This is a genomic window from Fictibacillus arsenicus (genome assembly GCF_001642935.1).
Lineage (GTDB): Bacteria > Bacillota > Bacilli > Bacillales > Fictibacillaceae > Fictibacillus > Fictibacillus arsenicus_B.
In genome coordinates this window covers 104,804-128,506 of the sequence record NZ_CP016761.1, presented here as the reverse complement: position 1 = coordinate 128,506, position 23,703 = coordinate 104,804, and the positions used below count along the sequence as shown (strand labels likewise).

Sequence of the window (23,703 nt, the reverse complement as noted above, 5' to 3'; positions counted from 1 at the left end):
CCTCCTTCGATTAAAATTCTAACCCAGCTTCACGAGCTGCGTCTGCTAATGCTTTAATACGTCCGTGATATAAATATCCGCCTCGGTCAAATACAACCGATTTGATTCCTTTTTCGACTGCGCGCTTTGCGATTTCTTCACCAATCGCTTTAGCAGCATCTACGTTTCCACCGTTTTCTACACTTACACCTTTATCAAGGGAAGATGCAGATACAATTGTTACACCTGCTTGATCATCGATCAATTGAGCATAGATGTGCTTTGTAGAACGGAATACGTTCAAACGAGGACGTTGTGCTGTTCCGCTTACAACGCGGCGAACACGAGCATGTCTTTTCTTACGAGCGACATTCTTATCTGCTTTCGTGATCATCCTTTGCACTCCTTTCCGCTACCTAACGGCTTTATTTACCTGTTTTACCTTCTTTACGGCGTACGAATTCACCTTCGTAACGAATACCTTTACCTTTGTAAGGCTCAGGTGAACGAACTGAACGGATGTTTGCAGCAACTTCACCAACACGTTGCTTGTCAATACCCTTAACGATTACCTTTGTGTTTGAAGGTACTTCGATGTCGATTCCTTGTTCAGGTACGATTTCAACTGGGTGCGAGTAACCAACGTTAAGTACAAGCTTGTTACCAGCTTTGGAAGCACGATATCCAACCCCGATAATTTCAAGAGCTCTTTCATAGCCGTTTGTTACACCGATTACCATGTTGTTCAATACGCTGCGAGTAGTACCATGCAATGCACGGTGCTCTTTGTGGTCGCTCGGGCGTTCCACTGTAATTAAGTTATCTTGTTGATTAATTTTAATGTCAGCATTAAATTTGCGAGAAAGTTCACCTTTAGGGCCTTTTACAGATACAGTGTTGTCAGATGCAACAGTGATCGTAACGCCGCCTGGAACTTCTATCGGTTTGTTACCTACGCGAGACATGATGACACCTCCATTCGCTTTTTATTACCAAACGTACGCTAGTACTTCGCCGCCCATTTGTGATTGGCGAGCTTCTTTATCAGTCATAATGCCTTTAGAAGTAGATACGATCGCAATTCCAAGTCCTCCAAGAACACGTGGAAGTTCACTTGATTTTGCATAAACACGTAAACCAGGCTTTGAGATACGCTTAAGACCTGAGATTACACGCTCATTGTTAGAACCGTACTTAAGGAAGATGCGAATCATTCCTTGTTTGCTGTCCTCTACATACTCCACATCGCGAACAAAACCTTCACGCTTTAGAATTTCAGCTATTTCTTTTTTCATATTAGAAGCAGGAAGCTCCAACTTATCGTGACGAACAGTGTTTGCGTTGCGGATACGAGTAAGCATATCTGCAATTGGATCTGTCATAACCATTACTAGTTACCTCCTTCCCTTTTTTCAGGGTATTACCAGCTGGCTTTTCTAACGCCAGGAATTTGACCTTTGTGAGCAAGTTCTCTGAAACAAATACGACATAATTTGAACTTGCGGATTACTGAATGAGGACGCCCGCAACGTTCACAGCGCGTGTACTCTTGCACTTGGAACTTTTGCTTGCGTTGTTGCTTAGCAATCATTGACTTCTTTGCCACGGGTAAACCTCCTTTGGCTAAAGGTTATTTTTGGAATGGCATTCCGACTTGTGTTAGAAGCTCACGAGCTTCTTCGTCAGTGTTCGCAGTCGTTACAATAACGATGTCCATTCCGCGAACTTTGTTTACTTTATCATAATCGATCTCAGGGAAGATCAATTGTTCTTTAACACCTAGTGTGTAGTTACCGCGACCGTCGAAAGATTTCTTAGAAACCCCGCGGAAGTCACGAACACGTGGAAGTGAAACGCTGATCAGCTTATCAAGGAAGTCATACATACGCTCTCCGCGAAGTGTAACTTTTGATCCGATCGGCATACCTTCACGAAGCTTAAATCCAGCGATGGACTTTTTAGCACGAGTAATCACAGGCTTTTGACCAGCGATTGCTGTAAGTTCCTCTACTGCTGTATCTAACACTTTAGAGTTGGTAACTGCTTCACCAACACCCATGTTGATAACGATTTTTTCAATCTTTGGCGCTTGCATTACTGAAGTGTAATTAAACTTTTCCATAAGAGATGGTAAGATCTCTGATTTATATCGCTCTTGTAGACGATTCATTATGTGTCCTCCTTTCACTCTGAGACTTATTTATCTAGGGTTTCACCAGATTTTTTGGCCACACGAACTTTTTTCCCATCAACTACATTGTAGCCTACACGAGTAGGAGCACCAGTTTTAGGGTCAAGAGGCATTACGTTAGAAGCATGAATTGGTGCTTCTTGGCTAAGAATTCCGCCTTGCGGATTTGCCTGAGAAGGTTTTGCGTGTTTTTTAACAACGTTTACGCCTTCAACAAGCACTCTATTAAGCTTCGGATAAGCTTCAAGGATCACGCCTTGTTTGCCTTTATCCTTGCCTGAAATTACTTGAACTTTATCGCCTTTTTTCACATGCAATGGCATTGTGAGCTGCACCTCCTTACAAGACAATAAGAGCCTTGCTAGTAAATATATTAAAGAACTTCTGGAGCAAGAGATACGATTTTCATAAATTGCTTGTCACGAAGTTCACGTGCTACAGGTCCGAAGATACGAGTTCCTCGAGGACCTTTGTCATCCTTTACGATTACAGCCGCGTTTTCATCAAAGCGGATGTAAGATCCGTCGTTACGGCGCATACCACGCTTAGAACGTACCACTACCGCTTTAACAACGTCACCTTTCTTAACAACGCCACCTGGTGTTGCGGACTTAACCGAACAAACGATAATGTCACCAATGTTAGCGTACTTACGACCAGAACCACCAAGAACTTTAATGCAAAGTAGCTCTTTCGCACCAGAGTTATCAGCTACTCTTAAACGGGATTCTTGTTGAATCATGCGAATGGACCTCCTTTCGGATATGAGTATAATCCGAACAATTTATTAAATAATTACTGCTTCTTGAACAACTTCTACCAAACGGAATCGCTTGTCTTTGGAAAGCGGACGCGTTTCCATAACCTTAACGATATCACCGATCTTAGCAGTGTTGTTTTCATCATGCGCTTTTAACTTTTTAGAGTATTTAACGCGCTTGTTATATAAAGAGTGTGTCTTGTATGTTTCAACAAGTACTGAAATCGTTTTGTCCATCTTGTCAGAAACAACACGACCAGTGTACACCTTGCGCTGGTTACGTTCACTCATTGTGCGAACCTCCTCTCAAGAATTAACCGTTAGTAATCCCAAGCTCTCTTTCACGTAAAACCGTTTTTGCACGGGCAATTGCTTTACGAACTTCACGAATGCGGGCCGGGTTTTCTAATTGACCTGTCGCTAGTTGGAAACGAAGGTTAAAAAGCTCTTCTTTAAGTGCTTTTGCTTTTTGTTCAACTTCTGCAGTGGTCAGGTTACGAATATCATTAGCCTTCATTTGTGTCACCACCCACTTCTTCGCGTTTAACAAACTTACATTTTACAGGAAGTTTGTGTGCTGCAAGACGCAACGCTTCGCGTGCCACTTCTTCAGAGACACCAGCGATTTCAAACATAACTTTTCCTGGCTTAACTACTGCTACCCATCCTTCAGGAGCACCTTTACCGGAACCCATTCGGACTTCAAGAGGCTTTGCAGTGTAAGGCTTAGAAGGGAAAATTTTGATCCATACTTTACCGCCACGCTTCATATAACGAGTCATCGCAATACGAGCAGCTTCGATCTGACGGTTAGTAATCCAGCTAGCTTCTAGAGCTTGCAAACCGAATTCTCCGAAATGAACTTCTGTACCGCCTTTAGCGTTCCCACGCATTTTACCGCGGTGTTCACGACGATATTTAACACGTTTTGGCAATAACATAATTATTTGCCTCCTTCCTCTTTTTTCGTTCCTCTTGTTGGAAGGACCTCACCACGATAAATCCAGATTTTAATTCCAAGCTTACCGTAAGTTGTGTCTGCTTCAGCAGTACCATAGTCGATATCTGCACGAAGTGTGTGAAGAGGAACAGTACCTTCACTATAATGTTCAGAACGAGCGATATCAGCTCCGCCAAGACGGCCTGATACTTGAGTTTTGATACCTTTCGCACCCATACGCATTGCACGTTGGATCGCCTGCTTCATTGCACGACGGAAAGATACACGATTTTCAAGTTGACGAGCGATGTTTTCAGCAACTAGCTTAGCATCAACGTCTGCTTGCTTGATTTCAAAGATGTTAACATGAACTCGCTTGCCAGTCATATCGTTAAGAGCTTTACGAAGTGATTCTACTTCAGATCCACCTTTACCGATTACCATTCCTGGCTTAGCAGTTTTGATTGTGATATTTACACGATTAGCTGCACGTTCGATCTCGATACCTGATACAGCAGCATCTTTTAGACGCTTTTCAATATAAGAACGGATCTTAATGTCTTCATGTAAAAGATTAGCGTAATCCTTTTCTGCGTACCATTTAGAATCCCAGTCACGGATGACGCCAATACGTAGACCTGTTGGATTTACTTTTTGACCCACGTCTTAACCCTCCTTCTTTTCAGAAACAACGATTGTGATGTGGCTAGTACGTTTGTTGATACGGCTCGCACGACCCATGGCACGTGGACGGAATCTCTTAAGAGTAATTCCTTCATCAACGAACGCTTGCTTAATCACTAGGTTGTTCGGTTCCATTTCATAGTTGTGTTCTGCGTTTGCGATAGCAGACTTAAGCACCTTTTCAATTACAGGAGAAGCTGCTTTAGGCGTCAAACGTAGAATCGCAAGTGCTTCACCTACTTGCTTGCCTCGAATCAAGTCGATAACGATACGAGCTTTACGAGGAGCAATACGCACTTGTTTAGCAATTGCTTTTGCTTCCATTTTGTGTACCTCCCCTCAATTAACGTCTAGTTTTCTTATCATCAGCTGCATGGCCTTTGTAAGTACGAGTAGGTGCAAATTCACCTAGCTTGTGTCCGACCATATCTTCAGTTACGTATACCGGCACGTGCTTACGACCATCATAAACAGCGATTGTGTGACCGATGAAGTCAGGGAAAATCGTAGAACGACGAGACCAAGTTTTAACTACTTTCTTGTCGTTAGATTCATTAAGTGCCTCGACCTTTTTCATCAAGTGGTCATCTACAAAAGGCCCTTTTTTCAAACTGCGACCCATTTGAGAACCTCCCTTTGTGTTTGCGCTACGGCTCGATTGAACCGTAGGACAATCACATTATTTTTTGCGACGACGTACAATGTACTTGTCAGTTTGGCTGTTTTTCTTACGAGTTTTATATCCAAGAGTTGGTTTGCCCCATGGAGACATTGGTGATTTACGTCCGATTGGAGCGCGTCCTTCACCACCACCGTGCGGGTGATCGTTAGGGTTCATTACAGAACCACGAACTGTTGGGCGGATACCCTTCCAACGAGAACGACCTGCTTTACCAACGTTTACAAGTTCATGTTCTAAGTTACCAACTTGACCGATTGTTGCACGGCAAGTAAGCAAGATCATACGAACTTCACCAGAACCTAGACGAACTAGCGCATATCTTTCTTCTTTACCAAGAAGTTGTGCTTCAGCACCAGCTGAACGAGCTAATTGTCCACCTTTACCAGGCTTAAGTTCGATGTTGTGAATTGTAGAACCTACAGGAATGTTAGCTAACGGTAAAGCATTACCTACTTTGATGTCAGCTTCAGTACCAGACATGATTTCTTGTCCAACCTGAATTCCTTTAGGAGCTAGGATATAACGCTTCTCACCATCTGCGTAATGGATAAGAGCGATGTTTGCTGTACGGTTTGGATCGTACTCGATTGTAGCAACGCGACCTGGTATTCCATCTTTGTTACGTTTGAAATCGATGATACGATACTTACGCTTGTGTCCTCCACCTTGGTGACGAACAGTTAGTTTACCTTGGTTGTTACGCCCAGCTTTTTTGCTAAGAGGTGCAAGCAAGGATTTTTCTGGCTGGTCAGTCGTGATTTCAGCAAAGTCAAGCTGAGACATGTTACGACGACCGTTAGTTGTCGGTTTAAACTTTTTGATACCCATTGTAATTTCCCTCCTTTACGAGTTCTTTTTAAACTCCTTCAAAAAAGTCGAGTTCTTTGCTTTCTGGAGTTAGTGTAACAACTGCTTTTTTACGTTTAGATGTATAACCAGTATGACGGCCTACACGCTTGAACTTACCTTTGTAGTTAGCAGTGTTTACTGTTTGTACTTTTACGCCAAAGATTTCTTCTAGTGCGCCTTTGATTTGAGTCTTAGTAGCACGAGGATTTACTTCGAACGTGTATTTTTTGTCAGCCATTATTTCAGTAGAACGCTCTGTAATAACGGGGCGCTTAATCACATCACGAGCTTCCATTATGCGAGCACCTCCCCTACTTTTTCCACAGCGTCTTTAGTCATAAGAAGCTTGTCGTGGTTTAACACGTCAAGAACACTAACGCCGTTAGCAGTAACAACTGTTACGCCAGGGATGTTACGTGCAGATAATGCAACAGCGTCATTGTAATCAGCTGTTACAACTAATGCTTTACGATCTGCGGATAGATTTGCAAGCACTTGCTTCATTTCCTTTGTTTTAGGAGCATCGAATGCAAGTCCTTCTAAAACGATCAAGTCGTTATCTAGAACCTTAGAAGATAGCGCTGATTTAATAGCTAAGCGACGAACCTTCTTAGGTAATTTGTAAGAATAGCTTCTTGGTGTTGGTCCGAAAACCACTCCACCGCCAACCCATTGCGGAGAACGGATAGATCCTTGACGAGCACGTCCAGTACCTTTCTGTTTCCATGGCTTGCGTCCACCACCAGCAACTTCGGAACGGTTCTTTACATCATGTGTTCCTTGGCGCTGTGATGCTTGCTGCATAATAACAGCGTCGAAAAGCACGCTTTTATTTGGTTCAATACCGAAAACGGAATCGTTTAATTCGATATCGCCAGCTTGAGTACCATCTTGTTTAAATAATGCTACTTTTGGCATCAGATTGTCCTCCTTCCTTATTTAGCATCCTTTGCTTTAACAGCAGAGTTAATTGTAACGTAGCTCTTTTTCGCTCCAGGCACGTTACCTTTAATCAATAGAAGATTACGTTCTGTATCAACTCTTACAACTTCTAAGTTTTGTACAGTTACTGTATCTCCGCCAGTACGTCCAGGCAATGCTTTCCCTTTGAAAACACGGTTAGGGTCAACTGCACCCATTGAACCAGGACGACGGTGGTAACGGGAACCGTGGCTCATTGGCCCGCGTGATTGCCCGTGACGTTTGATAACACCTTGGAATCCTTTTCCTTTAGATGTACCAGTAACGTCTACAGCGTCACCTTCTGTAAAAATATCAACCTTGACTTCCTGACCAACTTCGTATCCCGCAGCATCAACATTGCGGAATTCCTTAACGTAGCGCTTAGGGCTCGTGCTAGCTTTAGCAGCATGACCTGCTTGCGGCTTAATAGTACGAGATTCTTTTCTATCGTCAAATCCAAGCTGGATAGCTTCGTAGCCATCGTTCTCTACGGATTTCTTTTGAAGAACAACGTTAGGAGTTACTTCTACTACAGTAACTGGGATAAGATCTCCGTTTTCAGCGAAAACTTGAGTCATACCAATTTTTTTACCTAAGATTCCTTTGGTCATTCGTCACACCTCCTATTAGTAAGTAAAATAATTATATAAAGCAAACGTGAAATTATAGTTTAATTTCGATGTCTACACCAGACGGCAGATCCAAACGCATTAATGAATCAACAGTTTGTGGCGTTGGCTCGATAATGTCAATCAAGCGCTTATGAGTACGCATTTCGAACTGCTCACGAGAGTCCTTGTACTTATGAACCGCACGAAGGATCGTGTAGATCGCTTTCTCAGTAGGTAGCGGGATTGGACCTGATACCTTTGCTCCTGAACGCTTAGCGGTTTCAACGATTTTTTCAGCTGATTGATCAAGAATTCTGTGATCATACGCCTTTAAACGGATACGAATCTTTTGCTTTGCCATTATTTTCCCTCCTTTATTCGCCTATTTTGATAAACAGACATTGCTCCACGGAAATTCAACCTGATATGCGCCAGCCATGGCAAAGGGGCCTGGCGTGTCAGCAACCTTCCGAATCATCGCAGTGAATGACCAACATTACTCATTATAGAGAAAATCAATGCCTAATGCAAGTTTTATTTGCAATTTATTTATTGTTAATCGCACTTTTTCTATTATAGAGACTTTGTGCAGTGATTTCAACTTCCTTTTTCTTCTTTTACACACTTGAATGTGTTTCTTCTATATATATAGAAGTTTTGTGCTGATCAATGGTGATCCATATGTTGTGCTGATTGATGATCCAGTTGATTTGGTTTTACGGGAAGTGGTGATTTCGATTTTACTGACTCGCGGGAATATGGCGTAAACTTGCGGGATTAATTACAAAACTCGCGGAATTATGTTTAAATCTCGCGGTAATATGAACAGAATTTCAGGAATTATAAATTAAATTAGCCGTTCACTACATTTTATTGTCTTTTACACTCCCCCAAAAATCATTTTATCTCTCTTTTTAGTCGGCAAGTATATCATTTTTTCTATAAAATGAATCAGAACATACAAAAAAGCACCCTCCAAATGGAGAGTGCTTTTTATATAGAAGTAATCTAAAGATTACTCAGTGATTGTTGCAACTACACCTGCACCAACTGTACGTCCACCTTCACGAATAGAGAACTTAGTTCCTTCTTCGATAGCGATTGGAGCGATTAGTTCTACAGTCATCTCAACGTTATCTCCAGGCATTACCATTTCAACGCCTTCAGGAAGTTGGATGATACCAGTTACGTCAGTTGTACGGAAGTAGAACTGAGGACGGTAGTTAGAGAAGAATGGAGTGTGACGTCCACCCTCTTCTTTTGAAAGAACGTATACTTCTGATTTGAACTTAGTGTGAGCTTTAACAGTACCTGGCTTAGCAAGAACTTGTCCACGCTCAACATCGTCACGGGAAACCCCACGAAGAAGTGCACCAATGTTGTCACCAGCTTCAGCATAGTCAAGAAGCTTACGGAACATTTCAACACCTGTTACAGTTGTTGATTTTGGCTCTTCAGTAAGACCTAGGATCTCAACTACGTCACCAACTTTTACTACTCCACGCTCAACACGTCCAGTAGCAACTGTGCCACGGCCAGTGATTGAGAATACATCCTCAACTGGCATCATGAATGGCTTTTCAGTGTCACGAGGAGGAGTTGGGATATAAGAATCTACAGCATCCATTAGCTCGTAGATTTTAGCTTCCCAATCAGCGTCTCCTTCAAGAGCTTTAAGAGCAGAACCTTTGATTACAGGAATATCGTCTCCAGGGAAGTCGTATTCTGAAAGAAGGTCACGAACTTCCATTTCAACTAGCTCAAGAAGTTCTTCGTCGTCTACCATGTCACACTTGTTCATAAATACAACAAGGTAAGGTACACCTACTTGACGAGAAAGAAGGATGTGCTCACGAGTTTGTGGCATTGGGCCGTCAGCAGCAGATACTACTAGGATCCCACCATCCATTTGTGCAGCACCAGTGATCATGTTCTTAACATAGTCAGCATGTCCTGGGCAGTCAACGTGTGCATAGTGACGAGAATCAGTTTCATACTCAACGTGTGCAGTTGAGATTGTGATACCACGCTCGCGCTCTTCTGGAGCACCGTCGATTTGGTCATAAGCCATTGCTACACCTTTACCGTTTTTCTTTGCAAGAACAGTAGTAATAGCAGCTGTTAAAGTTGTTTTACCATGGTCAACGTGACCGATAGTACCAATGTTAGCATGCGTTTTGGAACGATCAAATTTCTCTTTACCCATGAGAAAGATTCCTCCTTAAATATGGTTACATATAGTAGATTTTTATTTAAAACAGACAGGTTATACTGCCCATTTTAGATTACATGAAAATGTTGATTCTTACAACCGGGGAGATTAAGCTCCAGTTGCTTTTTTGATGATTTCTTCAGAAATTGACTTAGGTACTTCTTCGTAGTGATCGAAGTGCATTGAGTAAGTACCGCGGCCTTGTGTACGAGAACGCAAGCTAGTTGCATAACCGAACATTTCAGCAAGTGGAACCATCGCTTTAACGATTTGTGCATTACCACGAGCTTCCATACCTTCAACACGTCCACGACGGGAAGTTACGTCACCCATGATGTCACCCATATACTCTTCAGGAACCGTTACTTCAACTTTCATGATCGGCTCAAGAATAGCAGGATCACATTTTGATTTTGCGTTCTTAAGTGCCATTGAACCGGCAATCTTAAACGCCATTTCGTTGGAGTCAACATCATGGTAAGAACCGTCAACGATACGAGCTTTAAGGTCAAGTAATGGGAAACCAGCAAGCATACCGTTTTTCATTGACTCTTCAATACCAGCTTGAACAGCAGGGATGTATTCACGAGGAACTGCCCCACCAACGATTTTGTTTTCAAATACGAATCCAGATCCTTCTTCACCTGGCTCGAATTCAATCCAAACGTGACCGTATTGTCCACGACCACCAGACTGACGAACGAATTTACCTTCAACTTTAGCAGCTTGGCGAATTGTTTCACGGTAAGCAACTTGAGGAGCACCCACGTTAGCTTCTACCTTGAATTCGCGGCGCATACGGTCAACTAGGATATCAAGGTGAAGCTCACCCATACCTGCGATGATCGTTTGTCCAGTTTCTTCGTTTGTTTCAGTACGGAATGTCGGATCTTCTTCAGCAAGCTTAGCAAGCGCCATACCCATCTTGTCTTGGTCTGCTTTAGACTTCGGCTCGATAGATAGTGAGATAACTGGCTCTGGGAATACCATGGATTCTAAGATAACAAGGTTCTTTTCATCACATAGTGTATCACCAGTTGTAGTATCTTTAAGACCTACAGCAGCTGCGATATCTCCAGCGTATACGATAGAGATCTCTTCACGGGAGTTTGCGTGCATTTGAAGGATACGTCCAACACGCTCGCGCTTTCCTTTTGTAGAGTTCTGTACGTATGATCCAGAGTTTAATGTACCTGAGTACACACGGAAGAATGTTAACTTACCAACATAAGGGTCAGTCATAACTTTAAATGCAAGTGCTGAGAATGGTGCTTCGTCACTTGATTCACGAGTTACTTCTTCTTCTGAGTCTGGAAGAACACCTTTAATAGCTGGTACATCAACCGGCGATGGAAGGTAATCAAGAACAGCGTCAAGCATAAGCTGAACACCTTTGTTCTTAAATGCTGATCCACACATTACTGGGTAGAACTCAACGTTACAAGTCCCTTGACGGATACCTGCTTTAAGTTCTTCTTTCGTAATCTCTTCGCCTTCTAAGTACTTCATCATCATTTCTTCGTCAAGCTCAGCTACCGCTTCAATTAACTTGTTGCGGTATTCTTCAGCTAAAGGCATGTGTTCTTCAGGAATTTCACGAACTTCGATATCAGTACCAAGGTCGTTTCCGTAGAATACAGCGTTCATTTCAACTAAGTCGATGATTGCTTCGAATTGGTCTTCCGCACCGATCGGTAATTGGATCGGATGAGCGTTAGCACCAAGGCGGTCATGAATGGTTTTTACGGAGTATAAGAAATCCGCACCAATCTTGTCCATTTTGTTTACGAATACTACACGAGGTACTCCGTAAGTAGTAGCCTGACGCCATACAGTTTCTGTTTGTGGTTCTACACCTGATTGAGCATCAAGTAAAGCAACCGCTCCGTCTAATACACGTAATGAACGTTCTACTTCAACTGTAAAGTCTACGTGGCCTGGTGTATCAATGATGTTGACACGGTGACCTTTCCATTGAGCAGTTGTAGCAGCGGAAGTAATCGTGATCCCACGCTCTTGTTCCTGCTCCATCCAGTCCATTTGTGAAGCTCCTTCATGAGTTTCACCAATTTTGTGGATACGGCCAGTATAATAAAGTACACGTTCAGTAGTCGTTGTTTTACCAGCATCGATGTGAGCCATGATACCGATATTACGAGTATTTTTTAAGGAGAATTCTCTAGCCATGAATTTCTCTCCTTCCTTATGCAAAGGAATTTTTATAGTGTTTTAGAGACAGTTCGAAAACTGTCTCTATGATTTTACCAGCGGTAGTGAGCAAACGCTTTGTTTGCTTCTGCCATTTTGTGCATATCTTCGCGCTTCTTAACAGAAGCACCAGTGTTGTTTGCAGCATCCATGATCTCATACGCAAGACGTTCTTCCATTGTCTTTTCTCCGCGTAGACGAGAGTAGTTCGTTAAATAACGAAGTCCTAATGTTGTACGACGCTCCGGGCGAACTTCAACTGGTACTTGGTAGTTAGCTCCACCAACACGGCGAGCACGAACTTCAAGAACTGGCATGATATTTTTAAGAGCTTGTTCAAACACTTCCATAGGATCTTGGTTAGTACGCTCTTTAATAAGATCGAACGCATTGTACAAGATTGTTTGAGCTACCCCTCTCTTACCGTCAATCATAATTTTATTGATTAGACGAGTTACAAGCTTAGACTTGTAAATTGGATCAGGTAACACATCACGACGAGCGACAGGTCCTTTACGTGGCATGTGGTCCCCTCCTTTCTGATAGTTGTTTAATTTATTTTAAAACCATATTATTTCTTAGCTTCCTTTGGACGCTTCGTTCCGTACTTAGAACGACCTTGCATACGGTTAGTAACCCCAGCCGTATCAAGAGCACCACGAACGATGTGGTAACGTACCCCCGGTAAATCTTTTACACGTCCTCCTCGGATAAGAACAACACTGTGCTCTTGAAGGTTGTGCCCGATACCAGGAATGTAAGCTGTAACTTCGATTCCGTTTGTTAGACGAACACGCGCATACTTACGAAGTGCTGAGTTCGGCTTCTTAGGAGTCATAGTACCAACACGCGTACAAACTCCACGCTTTTGCGGAGATGAAACGTTAGTTTGGGACTTTTTGAAGCTGTTGTAACCTTTATTTAACGCAGGAGAGTCAGATTTCTTAGATTTAGAAATACGACCATTGCGCACTAGTTGGTTAATAGTAGGCATTTGAATTTCCTCCTCTCTTGTTTTGTAATACCACCGACCCAGGTGGTTCATTTTGGGACAAAAGAAAGTTTTTGCGAGCGGAGCGTTAAGCAATGCTCATCGCAAAAACAGTAATTTTATCCTTTTATCGCAACAGTTGCGGCCCCGACATCTATACCGCATGCTTTTCCAAGCTTTTTCATAGAATCAACCTTTACAATCGGAACGCCGCTTTGTTCAGCAATTTGCAATACTTTGCTCGTTACCCGAAAATCTGCGTCCTCCGCAACGACCAGCTCTTTGACTTCGCCGTTTTGTAAAGCTTTGATTGTTTGCTTAGTACCTACGATAATTTCAGAAGCCTGTGTCACTTTTTCATAAGACATACGAATATCCTCCAAAGTAACAATTCTTAGGAGCACATCCGTTATAATATCACCGATGCGCTCCCAATGTCAACATTTCATTTATTAATCTTGAGAAACAAGTTCTGTCGGCTTTTCTGCCTCTTCACTGTTTTCTTCTTCAACCACTGGAGAATTGATGCTGATATTTCTGTAACGGTTCATTCCCGTTCCAGCCGGAATCAGCTTACCGATGATAACATTTTCTTTAAGTCCGAGTAATTCGTCACGCTTACCTTTGATGGCAGCATCCGTAAGAACTCGAGTTGTTTCTTGGAACGATGCAGCAGATAGGAACGATTCTGTTTCAAGTGATGCTTTAGTAATACCAAGAAGTACCGGACGACCTGTAGCAGGAGTCCCGCCTTCAAGAAGAACGTTACGGTTAACATCCGTGAATGCATGGATGTCCATAAGAGCTCCTGGAAGTACTTGAGAATCACCAGAATCGATGATACGCACTTTACGAAGCATCTGGCGAACCATTACCTCAACGTGCTTATCTCCAATTTCTACCCCTTGCATACGGTAAACTTTCTGAACCTCACGCAACAGGTATTCTTGTACGCCTTCTGCGCCGCGAACTTTAATTAATTCTTTCGGATCGATCGAACCTTCAGTTAATACTTGACCAGCACTTACTTTATCGCCTTCAACTGCCTTAATACGGGCACCAAATGGAATTGTGTACGATCTAGATTCGATTTCACCTTGGACAACAACTTCACGCTTATCCTTATTGTCGTTTACGCCGACAACCGTACCTTCAAGCTCTGAAATAACAGCTTGACCTTTCGGGTTACGTGCTTCAAACAATTCCTGGATACGCGGAAGACCTTGTGTAATATCGTCTCCTGCTACCCCACCTGTATGGAAGGTACGCATTGTAAGCTGTGTACCTGGTTCCCCGATGGATTGAGCAGCGATGATTCCAACAGCTTCCCCGACTTCAACGTCAGAGCCTGTTGCAAGGTTGCGTCCGTAACATTTTTTACATACTCCGTGACGCGTGTCACATGTAAACACAGATCGGATTGTAACAGCTTTTACTCCTACTTCTTCAATGTGAGCAGCCATATCTTCTGTAATCAATTCGTTAACATCTGCAAGCACTTCTTTTGTTTCTGGATGGAATACCTTTTTATAAGCTGTACGTCCGATCAGGCGTTCATGCAACGGTTCGATAACTTCGTTGCCTTCTTTAATAGCAGCAACTTCTAATCCGCGGTCAGTTCCGCAATCATCTTCACGTACAATTACATCCTGAGCAACGTCAACCAAACGACGAGTAAGGTAACCAGAGTCAGCTGTTTTAAGGGCTGTATCGGCAAGACCTTTACGCGCTCCGTGAGTGGAGATAAAGTACTCGAGTACTGTTAGTCCTTCACGGAAACTTGATTTGATTGGAAGCTCGATGATTTTACCAGCCGGGTTGGCCATCAATCCACGCATACCCGCAAGCTGCGTGAAGTTAGATGCGTTACCACGGGCACCGGAGTCACTCATCATAAAGATCGGGTTACGCTTATCAAGTGTACCCATCAATTTATTTTGGATTTCGTCTTTCGCCAAACTCCAAATGTTAATGACACGTTCGTAACGCTCTTCTTCTGTGATTAAACCACGTCTGAATTGCTTCGTAACGTTCACTACTTTTTCTTCAGCAATCTTAAGGATATCTTGCTTCTCAGGTAATACTACGATATCGGAAACACCGATTGTAATACCTGCACGTGTAGAATATTTGAATCCTAAGTCCTTCATGCGGTCAAGCATTTTAGACGTTTCCGTAATCTTGAATCGCTTAAAGACTTCAGCGATGACCTTACCTAGAATGCCTTTTTTGAATGGAACAATTTCTTCGCACTTCTCAATTTCTTCTTTTACATTAGCTGCCGGATCTAAGAAGTACTTTTCAGGTGTTTCAACTTGAAGGTTCGTCGTTGTCGGTTCGTTAATGTATGGGAATGACGGCGGCAGGATCTCGTTAAATAACAATTTACCTACTGTAGTCATAAGAAGTTTAGATTGTTGTTCCTCTGTAAAGGACTCTTTGTTCAGGCTGGAAACAGGTACTGCAATTCTTGTGTGCAAGTGTACGTAACCATTTTCATAAGCGATGATCGCTTCGTTAATGTCTTTAAATACTGAACCTTCACCAATAGCTCCTGCACGCTCTAGAGTCAGGTAATAGTTACCTAGTACCATATCCTGTGAAGGTGTAACTACTGGCTTACCATCTTTCGGGTTCAAGATGTTTTGTGCAGCAAGCATTAAGATACGAGCTTCAGCTTGTGCTTCAGCAGATAAAGGTACGTGAACCGCCATTTGGTCACCATCGAAGTCAGCGTTGTAAGCTGTACAAACAAGCGGGTGAAGACGGATCGCGCGTCCTTCAACCAGAGTTGGTTCAAATGCTTGAATACCAAGTCTGTGAAGTGTAGGTGCACGGTTTAGCAGTACAGGGTGTTCGCGAATAACTTCTTCTAAAACATCCCAGACTTCAGGCTGAACACGTTCTACCTTGCGTTTAGCACTCTTGATGTTATGAGCAAGACCTTTTGATACGAGTTCTTTCATAACAAACGGCTTAAACAATTCAAGTGCCATTTCTTTCGGCAGACCACATTGATACATCTTTAAGTTCGGTCCTACAACGATAACCGAACGACCAGAGTAGTCAACACGCTTACCAAGTAAGTTTTGACGGAAACGCCCTTGTTTCCCTTTCAGCATGTGTGAAAGTGATTTAAGCGGACGGTTTCCTGGTCCTGTAACCGGACGGCCGCGACGGCCATTATCGATTAAAGCATCAACTGCTTCTTGAAGCATACGTTTTTCATTTTGAACGATAATGTTAGGAGCACCTAGATCTAATAGACGCTTCAAACGGTTGTTACGGTTGATAACACGACGGTAAAGGTCGTTAAGGTCAGAAGTAGCGAAACGTCCGCCATCAAGCTGAACCATCGGACGCAATTCCGGCGGGATAACCGGAAGTACTTCAAGAATCATCCAGTCAGCATGGTTACCCGAGTGACGGAATGCTTCTAATACTTCCAAACGCTTAATTGCACGTGTACGGCGTTGTCCTTGTGCAGTTTTAAGCTCTTCTTTCAGCATATCAACTTCTTTTTCAGCGTCGATATCTTCTAAAAGACGTTTAATTGCCTCTGCACCCATTTGGGCAGTAAATCCTTTTCCATACTTTTCACGGTATGTGCGGTATTCCTTTTCAGAGAGCAATTGTTTCTTCTCAAGCGGAGTATCCCCTGTTTCTGTAACAACGTAAGATGCAAAATAGATAACTTCCTCTAATGCTCTTGGAGACATATCCAAAACAAGACCCATACGGCTTGGAATTCCTTTGAAATACCAGATGTGGGAAACAGGAGCAGCAAGCTCGATGTGACCCATGCGGTCACGTCGAACTTTAGCTCTTGTTACTTCAACACCACAACGGTCACAAACGACACCTTTATAACGGACGCGCTTGTATTTTCCACAATGACATTCCCAGTCTTTAGTAGGACCAAAAATTCTTTCGCAGAACAAGCCGTCTTTCTCAGGCTTAAGTGTACGGTAGTTGATTGTTTCAGGTTTCTTTACTTCCCCTCTTGACCACGACCGGATTTTGTCCGGCGAAGCAAGACCAATTTTCATATACTCAAAATTATTTACGTCTATCAAGGAGCGTACCTCCCTTTTGATATCCTGGTTTAGTCATTCGCAGTGTAAGACTCAAGATTTAGATTTAATTTTTCGCTTGCCTGATCGTCTTCATCATCAAGCTCTCTCATTTCAATTTCCTTGTCATCTCCAGAACAGATCTTAACATCCATTCCTAGAGATTGAAGTTCTTTGATCAATACTTTAAATGATTCTGGAACACCTGGTTCAGGAACGTTTTCACCTTTAACGATGGCTTCATACGTTTTCACACGGCCGACAACATCATCGGACTTAACCGTAAGAATTTCCTGCAGAGTGTAAGCAGCGCCATATGCTTCAAGCGCCCATACTTCCATCTCCCCGAAACGCTGGCCTCCGAATTGCGCTTTACCGCCTAGAGGTTGCTGTGTAACAAGTGAGTAAGGTCCAGTTGAACGGGCATGCAGCTTATCGTCAACCATGTGAGCCAGTTTGATCATATACATGACACCAACTGATACACGGTTATCAAATGCAGCACCTGTACGTCCATCATAAAGTACTGTTTTACCATCGCGAGCCATGCCGGCTTCTTCGATCGTAGACCAAACATCTTCCTCACGCGCACCATCGAATACCGGTGTTGCAACATGAATTCCTAGCTGGCGTGCAGCCATTCCAAGATGAAGTTCCAATACCTGACCGATGTTCATACGGGAAGGTACCCCTAATGGGTTTAACATGATGTCAACTGGGGTTCCATCAGGAAGATATGGCATATCTTCTTCAGGCATAATTTTAGAAATTACACCTTTGTTACCATGTCGACCGGCCATTTTATCCCCTTCGTGAATCTTACGTTTTTGCACGATGTATGCACGAACGAGCTGATTCACACCAGGAGGAAGTTCATCGCCGTCTTCACGGTTAAACACTTTAACATCCAGGATAATTCCATCGCCGCCGTGAGGCACACGCAATGAAGTATCACGAACTTCACGAGCTTTTTCACCGAAGATCGCATGCAACAGACGTTCTTCTGCAGTCAGTTCAGTAACCCCTTTAGGTGTTACTTTACCAACTAAGATATCTCCGTCCTTTACTTCTGCACCAACACGGATAATTCCGCGCTCATCCAAGTTGCGCAGCGCATCTTCTCCGACGTTCGGAATATCACGAGTGATTTCTTCCGGTCCAAGCTTTGTATCACGTGCTTCTGATTCATATTCTTCAATATGAATAGAAGTGTAAACATCGTCTTTTACAAGACGTTCGCTCATGATAACAGCATCCTCGTAGTTGTAACCTTCCCAAGTCATGAAGGCAACAAGTACGTTGCGTCCTAAAGCAAGTTCACCTTTCTCCATTGAAGGTCCATCTGCTAGGATCTCCCCTTTAGTTACTCGGTCGCCAGTGCTCACGATCGGACGCTGGTTATAACAAGTTCCTTGGTTGGAACGGATAAATTTAAGCATATTGTAAGTGTCAAGGTCGCCAGAAACTTCCTTGCCGTCTACTTCTTTAATGCGGCGTACTTGTACTTGTTTAGCTGTAACACGCTCAACAATTCCTTCGTGCTTACATATAACTGCAGCTCCGGAGTCTTTCGCTGATACGTGCTCCATTCCTGTACCGACGATCGGTGATTCAGGAACAAGCAATGGTACAGCCTGACGCTGCATGTTCGCTCCCATTAGGGCACGGTTGGAGTCATCGTTTTCCAAGAACGGAATACATGCTGTCGCAGCTGATACAACCTGTTTCGGCGATACATCCATGTAGTCGATGCGTTCGCGTTTAACAACTGTGTTATCGCCGCGGAAACGTGCAATTACGTCTTCGTTTAAGAATTCTCCGTTTTCGCCAAGCAATGAGTTCGCCTGTGCTACAACGTAAAGATCTTCTTCGTCAGCTGTCAGGTAATCGATACGGCTTGTTACATGACCAGACTCTGGATCAACACGACGGTACGGCGTTTCAATGAATCCGTACTGATTTACTTTCGCATAAGAGGAAAGTGAGTTGATCAACCCGATGTTCGGACCTTCCGGCGTCTCAATCGGACACATACGGCCATAGTGAGAGTAGTGAACGTCACGAACTTCAAAGCCTGCACGTTCACGTGTAAGACCACCTGGCCCTAATGCAGATAGACGGCGTTTGTGCGTCAATTCAGCAAGCGGGTTCGTTTGGTCCATGAACTGCGAAAGCTGCGAGCTACCAAAGAACTCTTTAATAGAAGCAATTACAGGACGAATATTAATCAATGCCTGTGGTGTGATCGCGTTCGTATCCTGAATAGACATACGCTCTCGAACAACACGCTCCATTCTGGAAAGTCCGATTCTGAATTGGTTTTGCAGAAGCTCACCAACAGAACGCAGTCGACGGTTTCCAAGATGGTCGATATCATCTGTATTACCAACTTGATGTAATAGATTGAAGAAGTAGTTTATAGAAGCAATAATGTCTGAAACGGTAATGTTTTTAATTTCTTTATCAACAAGTCCGTTACCAATTACATTAATGATTCTTTCACCCTCTTGATCATCAGGTGCATAAATTTTAATAGATTGCAGAGCGATATCTTGATCTTCTGCAACTCCTCCTGCAGGTGTAACGGTTTTGAAACCTACACCACTTTCAAGAGCAGGAATGATTTTATCCAGCGTTCTGCGGTCAAGAACTGTACCAGCTTCAGCAATTACTTCACCAGTTTCAGCGTCAACAAGAGTTTCAGCTAATTTTTGGTTGAACAAACGATTCTTTATATGAAGCTTCTTATTGATCTTGTAACGTCCAACATTAGCCAAGTCATAGCGTTTCGGATCAAAGAAACGTGAATCTAATAAACTTTTGGCATTATCTACTGTTGGAGGCTCTCCCGGACGAAGACGTTCATAGATTTCGAGAAGGGCCTTTTCAGTTCCTTCTGTATTATCCTTATCCAGCGTATTGCGCAGATACTCGTCTTCTCCAAGCAAATCAATGATTTCTTGATCAGACCCAAACCCTAAAGCACGAAGCAATACGGTAATCGGGATTTTTCTTGTGCGGTCAATACGCACATAAACTACGTCCTTAGCATCGGTTTCAAACTCCAGCCAAGCACCGCGGTTTGGAATGACAGTAGCGGTAAAACCTTTTTTACCGTTTTTGTCTATTTTCTCGCTATAGTAAACACTTGGTGAACGAACGAGCTGTGATACAATTACACGCTCTGCCCCGTTGATCACAAAGGTTCCCGTATCTGTCATTAACGGGAAATCTCCCATAAATACTTCCTGCTCTTTTACTTCGCCCGTCTCTTTATTGATCAGACGCACTTTCACACGAAGCGGAGCAGCGTAAGTAACATCGCGCTCTTTTGATTCATCTACAGGATACTTCGGCTCACCTAAGTTATAATCAATAAACTCTAAAACGAGGTTCCCTGTAAAATCTTCAATCGGCGAAATGTCTCGGAACATTTCACGTAACCCCTCATCAAGAAACCATTGATAGGAAGCGGTTTGAATTTCAATTAAGTTTGGTAATTCAAGCACTTCGCTAATTCTTGCATAACTTCTTCGTTGGCGGTGGCGTCCAAACTGAACTAGTTGACCTGTCAACTGCTTCACCCCTCAAATCCAGCGTTTTTTTCGTGTTTTTTTATTTCTATCTAACATTCTATTAAGAACATTAGAAAACAAAAAGAAAAAGGGTTTCATAATTTAAAACCGCAGTTTTCCTATTTTGACAAAAGCTGATTATATAATTTTGTCCAACTTTTTCACATTCTATACGTCTAAACATGAGTAAAAAACGTTGATATATCAACGTTTTTTCGCTTACCACGAAAAATAAGCAAGAAAATGCGAATCCATTGGCATTTTATAATACTATCATACGGGTTTTATCAAGTCAAACTTTTATTGCACGCAAAATATAATAACCTTTTTTCTTTGCGGCCGTTTCAACTTGCCCGAATAATTCTTCTATTTTATCCATTGCAGAAGGTGCACCTTGCTTTTTTTGAATAACTACCCATAACTCGCCTCCTGTGCGGAGTTTTTTATGAGCATCTTCAAAAATTTGATGAACAACTGCCTTCCCTGCCCTGATCGGCGGGTTTGTGATGACGGCAGCAAAGTCGGCATCTGCAACTTCAGCAAACAAATAGCTCTTTTTAATCTTTACATTTTCTATTTTGTTTTGCTGTGCATTTAGTTTCGCAAGTTCTACAGCACGTTCGTTGATATCAATCATTTGCACAGTTCGGCCAGGTTCTGCTTTTGCAAGCGAAAGTCCGATCGGACCATATCCGCAGCCTACATCTATATAATCACCCGGTACTTCTGGAGCAATAAAAGAATCTATTAAAACACGGCTTCCGAAATCTACTTCTTTTTTTGAAAAAACTCCAGAATCAGTCGTAAATTTGAATTTTCCGCCCTTTAGTTCAAATTCCCATGTTTCTCTTTTGCTCTCTGTCCCAGGTGTTTCTGAATAGTAATGGTTTTTCATTTTAACCAACTCTCCTTACCATTTGATAAAGACAGTATTCCCGATCAGCACAGATTTTGTACTTTTGAGACACTAAAACAAGCAAAAAGGTCCGCCATCGGGCGAACCTTTTCTTTTGAATTACTTAACTTCAACAGAAGCTCCAACTTCTTCAAGCTTAGCTTTGATTTCTTCAGCTTCTTCTTTAGATACGCCTTCTTTAACTGGCTTTGGAGCACTGTCAACAAGTTCTTTCGCTTCTTTAAGTCCAAGACCTGTAAGTTCACGAACAACTTTGATAACTTTAATTTTTGAAGCTCCACCGCTTGCAAGAATTACGTCGAATTCAGTTTGTTCAGCAGCAGCGTCTCCACCAGCAGCTCCACCAGCTACAGCTACAGGAGCAGCAGCAGTTACACCAAACTCTTCTTCGATTGCTTTTACTAGGTCGTTAAGCTCTAAAACAGTCATTGTTTTTAAGCTTTCAATGATTTGCTCTTTAGACATTATAATTTCCTCCTTATGGAATGTAAGTTATTGGTTGAAGATAAAGCTTATGCGCCTTGTTCTTCTTTTTGTTCTGCAACGGCTTTAGTAGCCAACGCAAAGTTGCGGATAGGTGCTTGAAGCACGCTGAGTACCATAGATAGAAGTCCTTCTCTTGATGGAAGTTCAGCAAGAGCTTTCACTTCTTCTAGTGACGCGATACGTCCTTCGATTACACCAGCTTTGATCTCAAGCGCTTCATGTTTCTTAGCGAAGTCGTTAAGGATCTTAGCAGGAGCTACAACATCTTCATTAGAGAATGCGATCGCTGTAGGACCAGTTAAGTGTTCTGATAGGTTAAGGTCATTTTCTTCAGCAGCGCGAACGACCATAGAGTTTTTGTATACCTTAAACTCAATTCCCGCATCACGCAATGACTTACGAAGTTCAGTAACCTCAGAAACAGTTAGTCCACGATAGTCAACAAGGATTGTTGATTGGCTATTTTTAATCTTTTCAGAAATAGTGGATACTAATTGCTTTTTTGTTTCTAAAATGCTGCTCATTATTACACCTCCTGTAAAATGATTGCATCACCGCAGGTTTTGTCCAAAAACAAAGCCTCCATGTCGAGACATGGAGGCGTGAGTATCTAAAAGTCATAAGTAACTTACTAATGAGCTTATCGACGCTTCACCTCGGCAGGAAAGATTTAAGCCCTAAGGCTCCTGCTGTCTACGGCATTCATCTGATGCATTTGTGTTTAACAGTATATAATATAACGGGTGTAACCCCGTTTGTCAACTATCGTTTTACAGTAAATGAAGATGGATTAACTTTAATCCCAGGTCCCATAGTAGAAGAGATAGCAACATTCTTCATGTATGTTCCCTTAGCAGCTGCAGGCTTCACTTTTAGCAATGTTTCGATGATTGTTGAAAGGTTTTCTGCAAGCTTGTCAGCTTCGAAAGATACTTTACCGATTGGAACGTGTACGTTACCAGTTTTATCAACACGGTATTCTACTTTACCAGCTTTGATTTCATTAATCGCTTTTTCAACTTCAAATGTAACTGTTCCTGTCTTAGGGTTTGGCATTAAGCCTTTAGGTCCTAAAACACGTCCTAGTTTACCAACCTCAGCCATCATGTCTGGAGTTGCAACGATTACGTCAAACTCGAACCAGCCTTGTTGGATTTTGTTGATGTAGTCAGAATCTCCAACGTGATCTGCTCCAGCAGCTTCCGCTTCCTTTGCTTTTTCGCCTTTAGCGAAAACTAATACACGTTGAGTTTTACCAGTTCCGTTTGGAAGCACTACAGCTCCACGAACTTGCTGGTCAGCTTTCTTAGTGTCAACTCCAAGACGAACTGCAACTTCTACTGACTCGTCGAACTTAGCAGGTGCAGCTTTTTTAACAAGCTCGATCGCCTCTGCTAGCTCATATGCTTTTGTGCGGTCTACTAATTTAGCCGCTTCTTGGTACTTCTTACCTTTGTTTGCCATTGTTATGTCCTCCTTATGTGGTTTAGCGGATATTCCTCCCACTTATTGCACTCTTTTCAAAGCACAACTCAAACGCTTTGCATGAATAAAGGTTGCGAACCGTTAACGGCAGGATCTCA

The 23,703-nt window shown here is 42.6% G+C and carries 29 protein-coding genes and 1 other annotated feature; all 29 genes read right to left on the bottom strand.

Annotated features, from left to right (window positions below):
- Positions 1-10: 10 nt before the first annotated feature.
- The 29 genes from rplR to rplA all read right to left on the bottom strand — a co-directional run bounded on the left by rplR (position 11) and on the right by rplA (position 23,584).
- Positions 11-373 carry a 50S ribosomal protein L18 gene (gene rplR, locus ABE41_RS00700; protein ID WP_066285554.1) on the bottom strand — a complete coding sequence of 121 codons (363 nt, stop codon included), beginning with the start codon at positions 371-373 and terminating at the stop codon, positions 11-13.
- 31 nt (positions 374-404) lie between these two features.
- Positions 405-944, bottom strand: a complete 540-nt coding sequence (gene rplF / locus ABE41_RS00695) for a 50S ribosomal protein L6 (protein ID WP_066285552.1) — start codon at positions 942-944, stop codon at positions 405-407.
- 24 nt (positions 945-968) lie between these two features.
- A complete protein-coding gene (gene rpsH, locus ABE41_RS00690) occupies positions 969-1,367 on the bottom strand; it encodes a 30S ribosomal protein S8 (protein WP_066285549.1) in 399 nt (132 codons plus the stop codon).
- A 32-nt stretch (positions 1,368-1,399) separates the two neighbouring features.
- Positions 1,400-1,585 (bottom strand): type Z 30S ribosomal protein S14, encoded by a 186-nt coding sequence (locus ABE41_RS00685; protein ID WP_066285547.1) that lies wholly within the window; start codon positions 1,583-1,585, stop codon positions 1,400-1,402.
- A 24-nt stretch (positions 1,586-1,609) separates the two neighbouring features.
- Positions 1,610-2,149 carry a 50S ribosomal protein L5 gene (gene rplE, locus ABE41_RS00680; RefSeq protein WP_066285545.1) on the bottom strand — a complete coding sequence of 180 codons (540 nt, stop codon included), beginning with the start codon at positions 2,147-2,149 and terminating at the stop codon, positions 1,610-1,612.
- Positions 2,150-2,175: 26 nt separating this feature from the next.
- The gene (rplX, locus tag ABE41_RS00675) at positions 2,176-2,487 is read right to left on the bottom strand and encodes a 50S ribosomal protein L24 (protein WP_066294477.1); all 312 of its coding nucleotides are present in this window, start codon (positions 2,485-2,487) and stop codon (positions 2,176-2,178) included.
- A gap of 56 nt (positions 2,488-2,543) precedes the next feature.
- Positions 2,544-2,912 (bottom strand): 50S ribosomal protein L14, encoded by a 369-nt coding sequence (rplN, locus tag ABE41_RS00670; protein ID WP_066285543.1) that lies wholly within the window; start codon positions 2,910-2,912, stop codon positions 2,544-2,546.
- A 45-nt stretch (positions 2,913-2,957) separates the two neighbouring features.
- Positions 2,958-3,221 carry a 30S ribosomal protein S17 gene (rpsQ, locus tag ABE41_RS00665; protein ID WP_066285539.1) on the bottom strand — a complete coding sequence of 88 codons (264 nt, stop codon included), beginning with the start codon at positions 3,219-3,221 and terminating at the stop codon, positions 2,958-2,960.
- A 22-nt stretch (positions 3,222-3,243) separates the two neighbouring features.
- Positions 3,244-3,447, bottom strand: coding sequence for a 50S ribosomal protein L29 (rpmC, locus tag ABE41_RS00660; RefSeq protein ID WP_066237940.1), 204 nt, complete (start codon positions 3,445-3,447; stop codon positions 3,244-3,246).
- Positions 3,437-3,871, bottom strand: coding sequence for a 50S ribosomal protein L16 (gene rplP, locus ABE41_RS00655; protein WP_066237943.1), 435 nt, complete (start codon positions 3,869-3,871; stop codon positions 3,437-3,439). The genes rpmC and rplP overlap by 11 nt, the downstream gene beginning before the upstream one ends.
- Positions 3,872-3,873: 2 nt before the next feature.
- Complete coding sequence (gene rpsC, locus ABE41_RS00650) at positions 3,874-4,533, bottom strand: 30S ribosomal protein S3 (RefSeq protein WP_066285537.1); 660 nt, start codon at positions 4,531-4,533, stop codon at positions 3,874-3,876.
- Between the two features lie 3 nt (positions 4,534-4,536).
- On the bottom strand, positions 4,537-4,878 hold the full coding sequence (gene rplV / locus ABE41_RS00645) for a 50S ribosomal protein L22 (RefSeq protein ID WP_066237948.1): 342 nt from the start codon (positions 4,876-4,878) through the stop codon (positions 4,537-4,539).
- Positions 4,879-4,897: 19 nt separating this feature from the next.
- On the bottom strand, positions 4,898-5,176 hold the full coding sequence (rpsS, locus tag ABE41_RS00640; RefSeq protein WP_066285535.1) for a 30S ribosomal protein S19: 279 nt from the start codon (positions 5,174-5,176) through the stop codon (positions 4,898-4,900).
- 57 nt (positions 5,177-5,233) lie between these two features.
- The gene (rplB, locus tag ABE41_RS00635; RefSeq protein WP_066285534.1) at positions 5,234-6,064 is read right to left on the bottom strand and encodes a 50S ribosomal protein L2; all 831 of its coding nucleotides are present in this window, start codon (positions 6,062-6,064) and stop codon (positions 5,234-5,236) included.
- 28 nt (positions 6,065-6,092) lie between these two features.
- Positions 6,093-6,380 (bottom strand): 50S ribosomal protein L23, encoded by a 288-nt coding sequence (rplW, locus tag ABE41_RS00630; protein ID WP_066237959.1) that lies wholly within the window; start codon positions 6,378-6,380, stop codon positions 6,093-6,095.
- The gene (gene rplD, locus ABE41_RS00625; protein WP_066285532.1) at positions 6,380-7,003 is read right to left on the bottom strand and encodes a 50S ribosomal protein L4; all 624 of its coding nucleotides are present in this window, start codon (positions 7,001-7,003) and stop codon (positions 6,380-6,382) included. The genes rplW and rplD overlap by 1 nt, the downstream gene beginning before the upstream one ends.
- Positions 7,004-7,020: 17 nt before the next feature.
- Positions 7,021-7,659 (bottom strand): 50S ribosomal protein L3, encoded by a 639-nt coding sequence (rplC, locus tag ABE41_RS00620; RefSeq protein ID WP_066285530.1) that lies wholly within the window; start codon positions 7,657-7,659, stop codon positions 7,021-7,023.
- A 52-nt stretch (positions 7,660-7,711) separates the two neighbouring features.
- Entirely contained in the window at positions 7,712-8,020 is a 309-nt protein-coding gene (gene rpsJ / locus ABE41_RS00615) for a 30S ribosomal protein S10 (RefSeq protein WP_053356198.1), read from the bottom strand.
- Between the two features lie 654 nt (positions 8,021-8,674).
- The gene (gene tuf / locus ABE41_RS00610) at positions 8,675-9,865 is read right to left on the bottom strand and encodes an elongation factor Tu (RefSeq protein ID WP_066285528.1); all 1,191 of its coding nucleotides are present in this window, start codon (positions 9,863-9,865) and stop codon (positions 8,675-8,677) included.
- A gap of 114 nt (positions 9,866-9,979) precedes the next feature.
- Positions 9,980-12,058, bottom strand: coding sequence for an elongation factor G (gene fusA / locus ABE41_RS00605; protein ID WP_066285526.1), 2,079 nt, complete (start codon positions 12,056-12,058; stop codon positions 9,980-9,982).
- Positions 12,059-12,132: 74 nt separating this feature from the next.
- The gene (gene rpsG, locus ABE41_RS00600) at positions 12,133-12,603 is read right to left on the bottom strand and encodes a 30S ribosomal protein S7 (RefSeq protein WP_066237973.1); all 471 of its coding nucleotides are present in this window, start codon (positions 12,601-12,603) and stop codon (positions 12,133-12,135) included.
- Positions 12,604-12,650: 47 nt separating this feature from the next.
- Positions 12,651-13,073: a 30S ribosomal protein S12 gene (rpsL, locus tag ABE41_RS00595; protein ID WP_066285522.1), complete on the bottom strand. Its 423-nt coding sequence runs from the start codon at positions 13,071-13,073 to the stop codon at positions 12,651-12,653.
- A 116-nt stretch (positions 13,074-13,189) separates the two neighbouring features.
- The gene (locus ABE41_RS00590) at positions 13,190-13,438 is read right to left on the bottom strand and encodes a 50S ribosomal protein L7ae-like protein (RefSeq protein ID WP_066285519.1); all 249 of its coding nucleotides are present in this window, start codon (positions 13,436-13,438) and stop codon (positions 13,190-13,192) included.
- 84 nt (positions 13,439-13,522) lie between these two features.
- Positions 13,523-17,146, bottom strand: a complete 3,624-nt coding sequence (rpoC, locus tag ABE41_RS00585; RefSeq protein WP_066285514.1) for a DNA-directed RNA polymerase subunit beta' — start codon at positions 17,144-17,146, stop codon at positions 13,523-13,525.
- Between the two features lie 29 nt (positions 17,147-17,175).
- Positions 17,176-20,718, bottom strand: coding sequence for a DNA-directed RNA polymerase subunit beta (gene rpoB, locus ABE41_RS00580; RefSeq protein WP_066285512.1), 3,543 nt, complete (start codon positions 20,716-20,718; stop codon positions 17,176-17,178).
- 292 nt (positions 20,719-21,010) lie between these two features.
- A complete protein-coding gene (locus ABE41_RS00575) occupies positions 21,011-21,613 on the bottom strand; it encodes a class I SAM-dependent methyltransferase (protein ID WP_066285509.1) in 603 nt (200 codons plus the stop codon).
- Between the two features lie 120 nt (positions 21,614-21,733).
- Positions 21,734-22,099: a 50S ribosomal protein L7/L12 gene (gene rplL / locus ABE41_RS00570; protein ID WP_066285507.1), complete on the bottom strand. Its 366-nt coding sequence runs from the start codon at positions 22,097-22,099 to the stop codon at positions 21,734-21,736.
- A 47-nt stretch (positions 22,100-22,146) separates the two neighbouring features.
- The gene (gene rplJ, locus ABE41_RS00565; protein WP_066285506.1) at positions 22,147-22,644 is read right to left on the bottom strand and encodes a 50S ribosomal protein L10; all 498 of its coding nucleotides are present in this window, start codon (positions 22,642-22,644) and stop codon (positions 22,147-22,149) included.
- 39 nt (positions 22,645-22,683) lie between these two features.
- Positions 22,684-22,837: a sequence feature (ribosomal protein L10 leader region), on the bottom strand.
- Positions 22,838-22,882: 45 nt separating this feature from the next.
- Positions 22,883-23,584: a 50S ribosomal protein L1 gene (rplA, locus tag ABE41_RS00560; RefSeq protein WP_066285504.1), complete on the bottom strand. Its 702-nt coding sequence runs from the start codon at positions 23,582-23,584 to the stop codon at positions 22,883-22,885.
- Between the last annotated feature and the right edge of the window lie 119 nt (positions 23,585-23,703).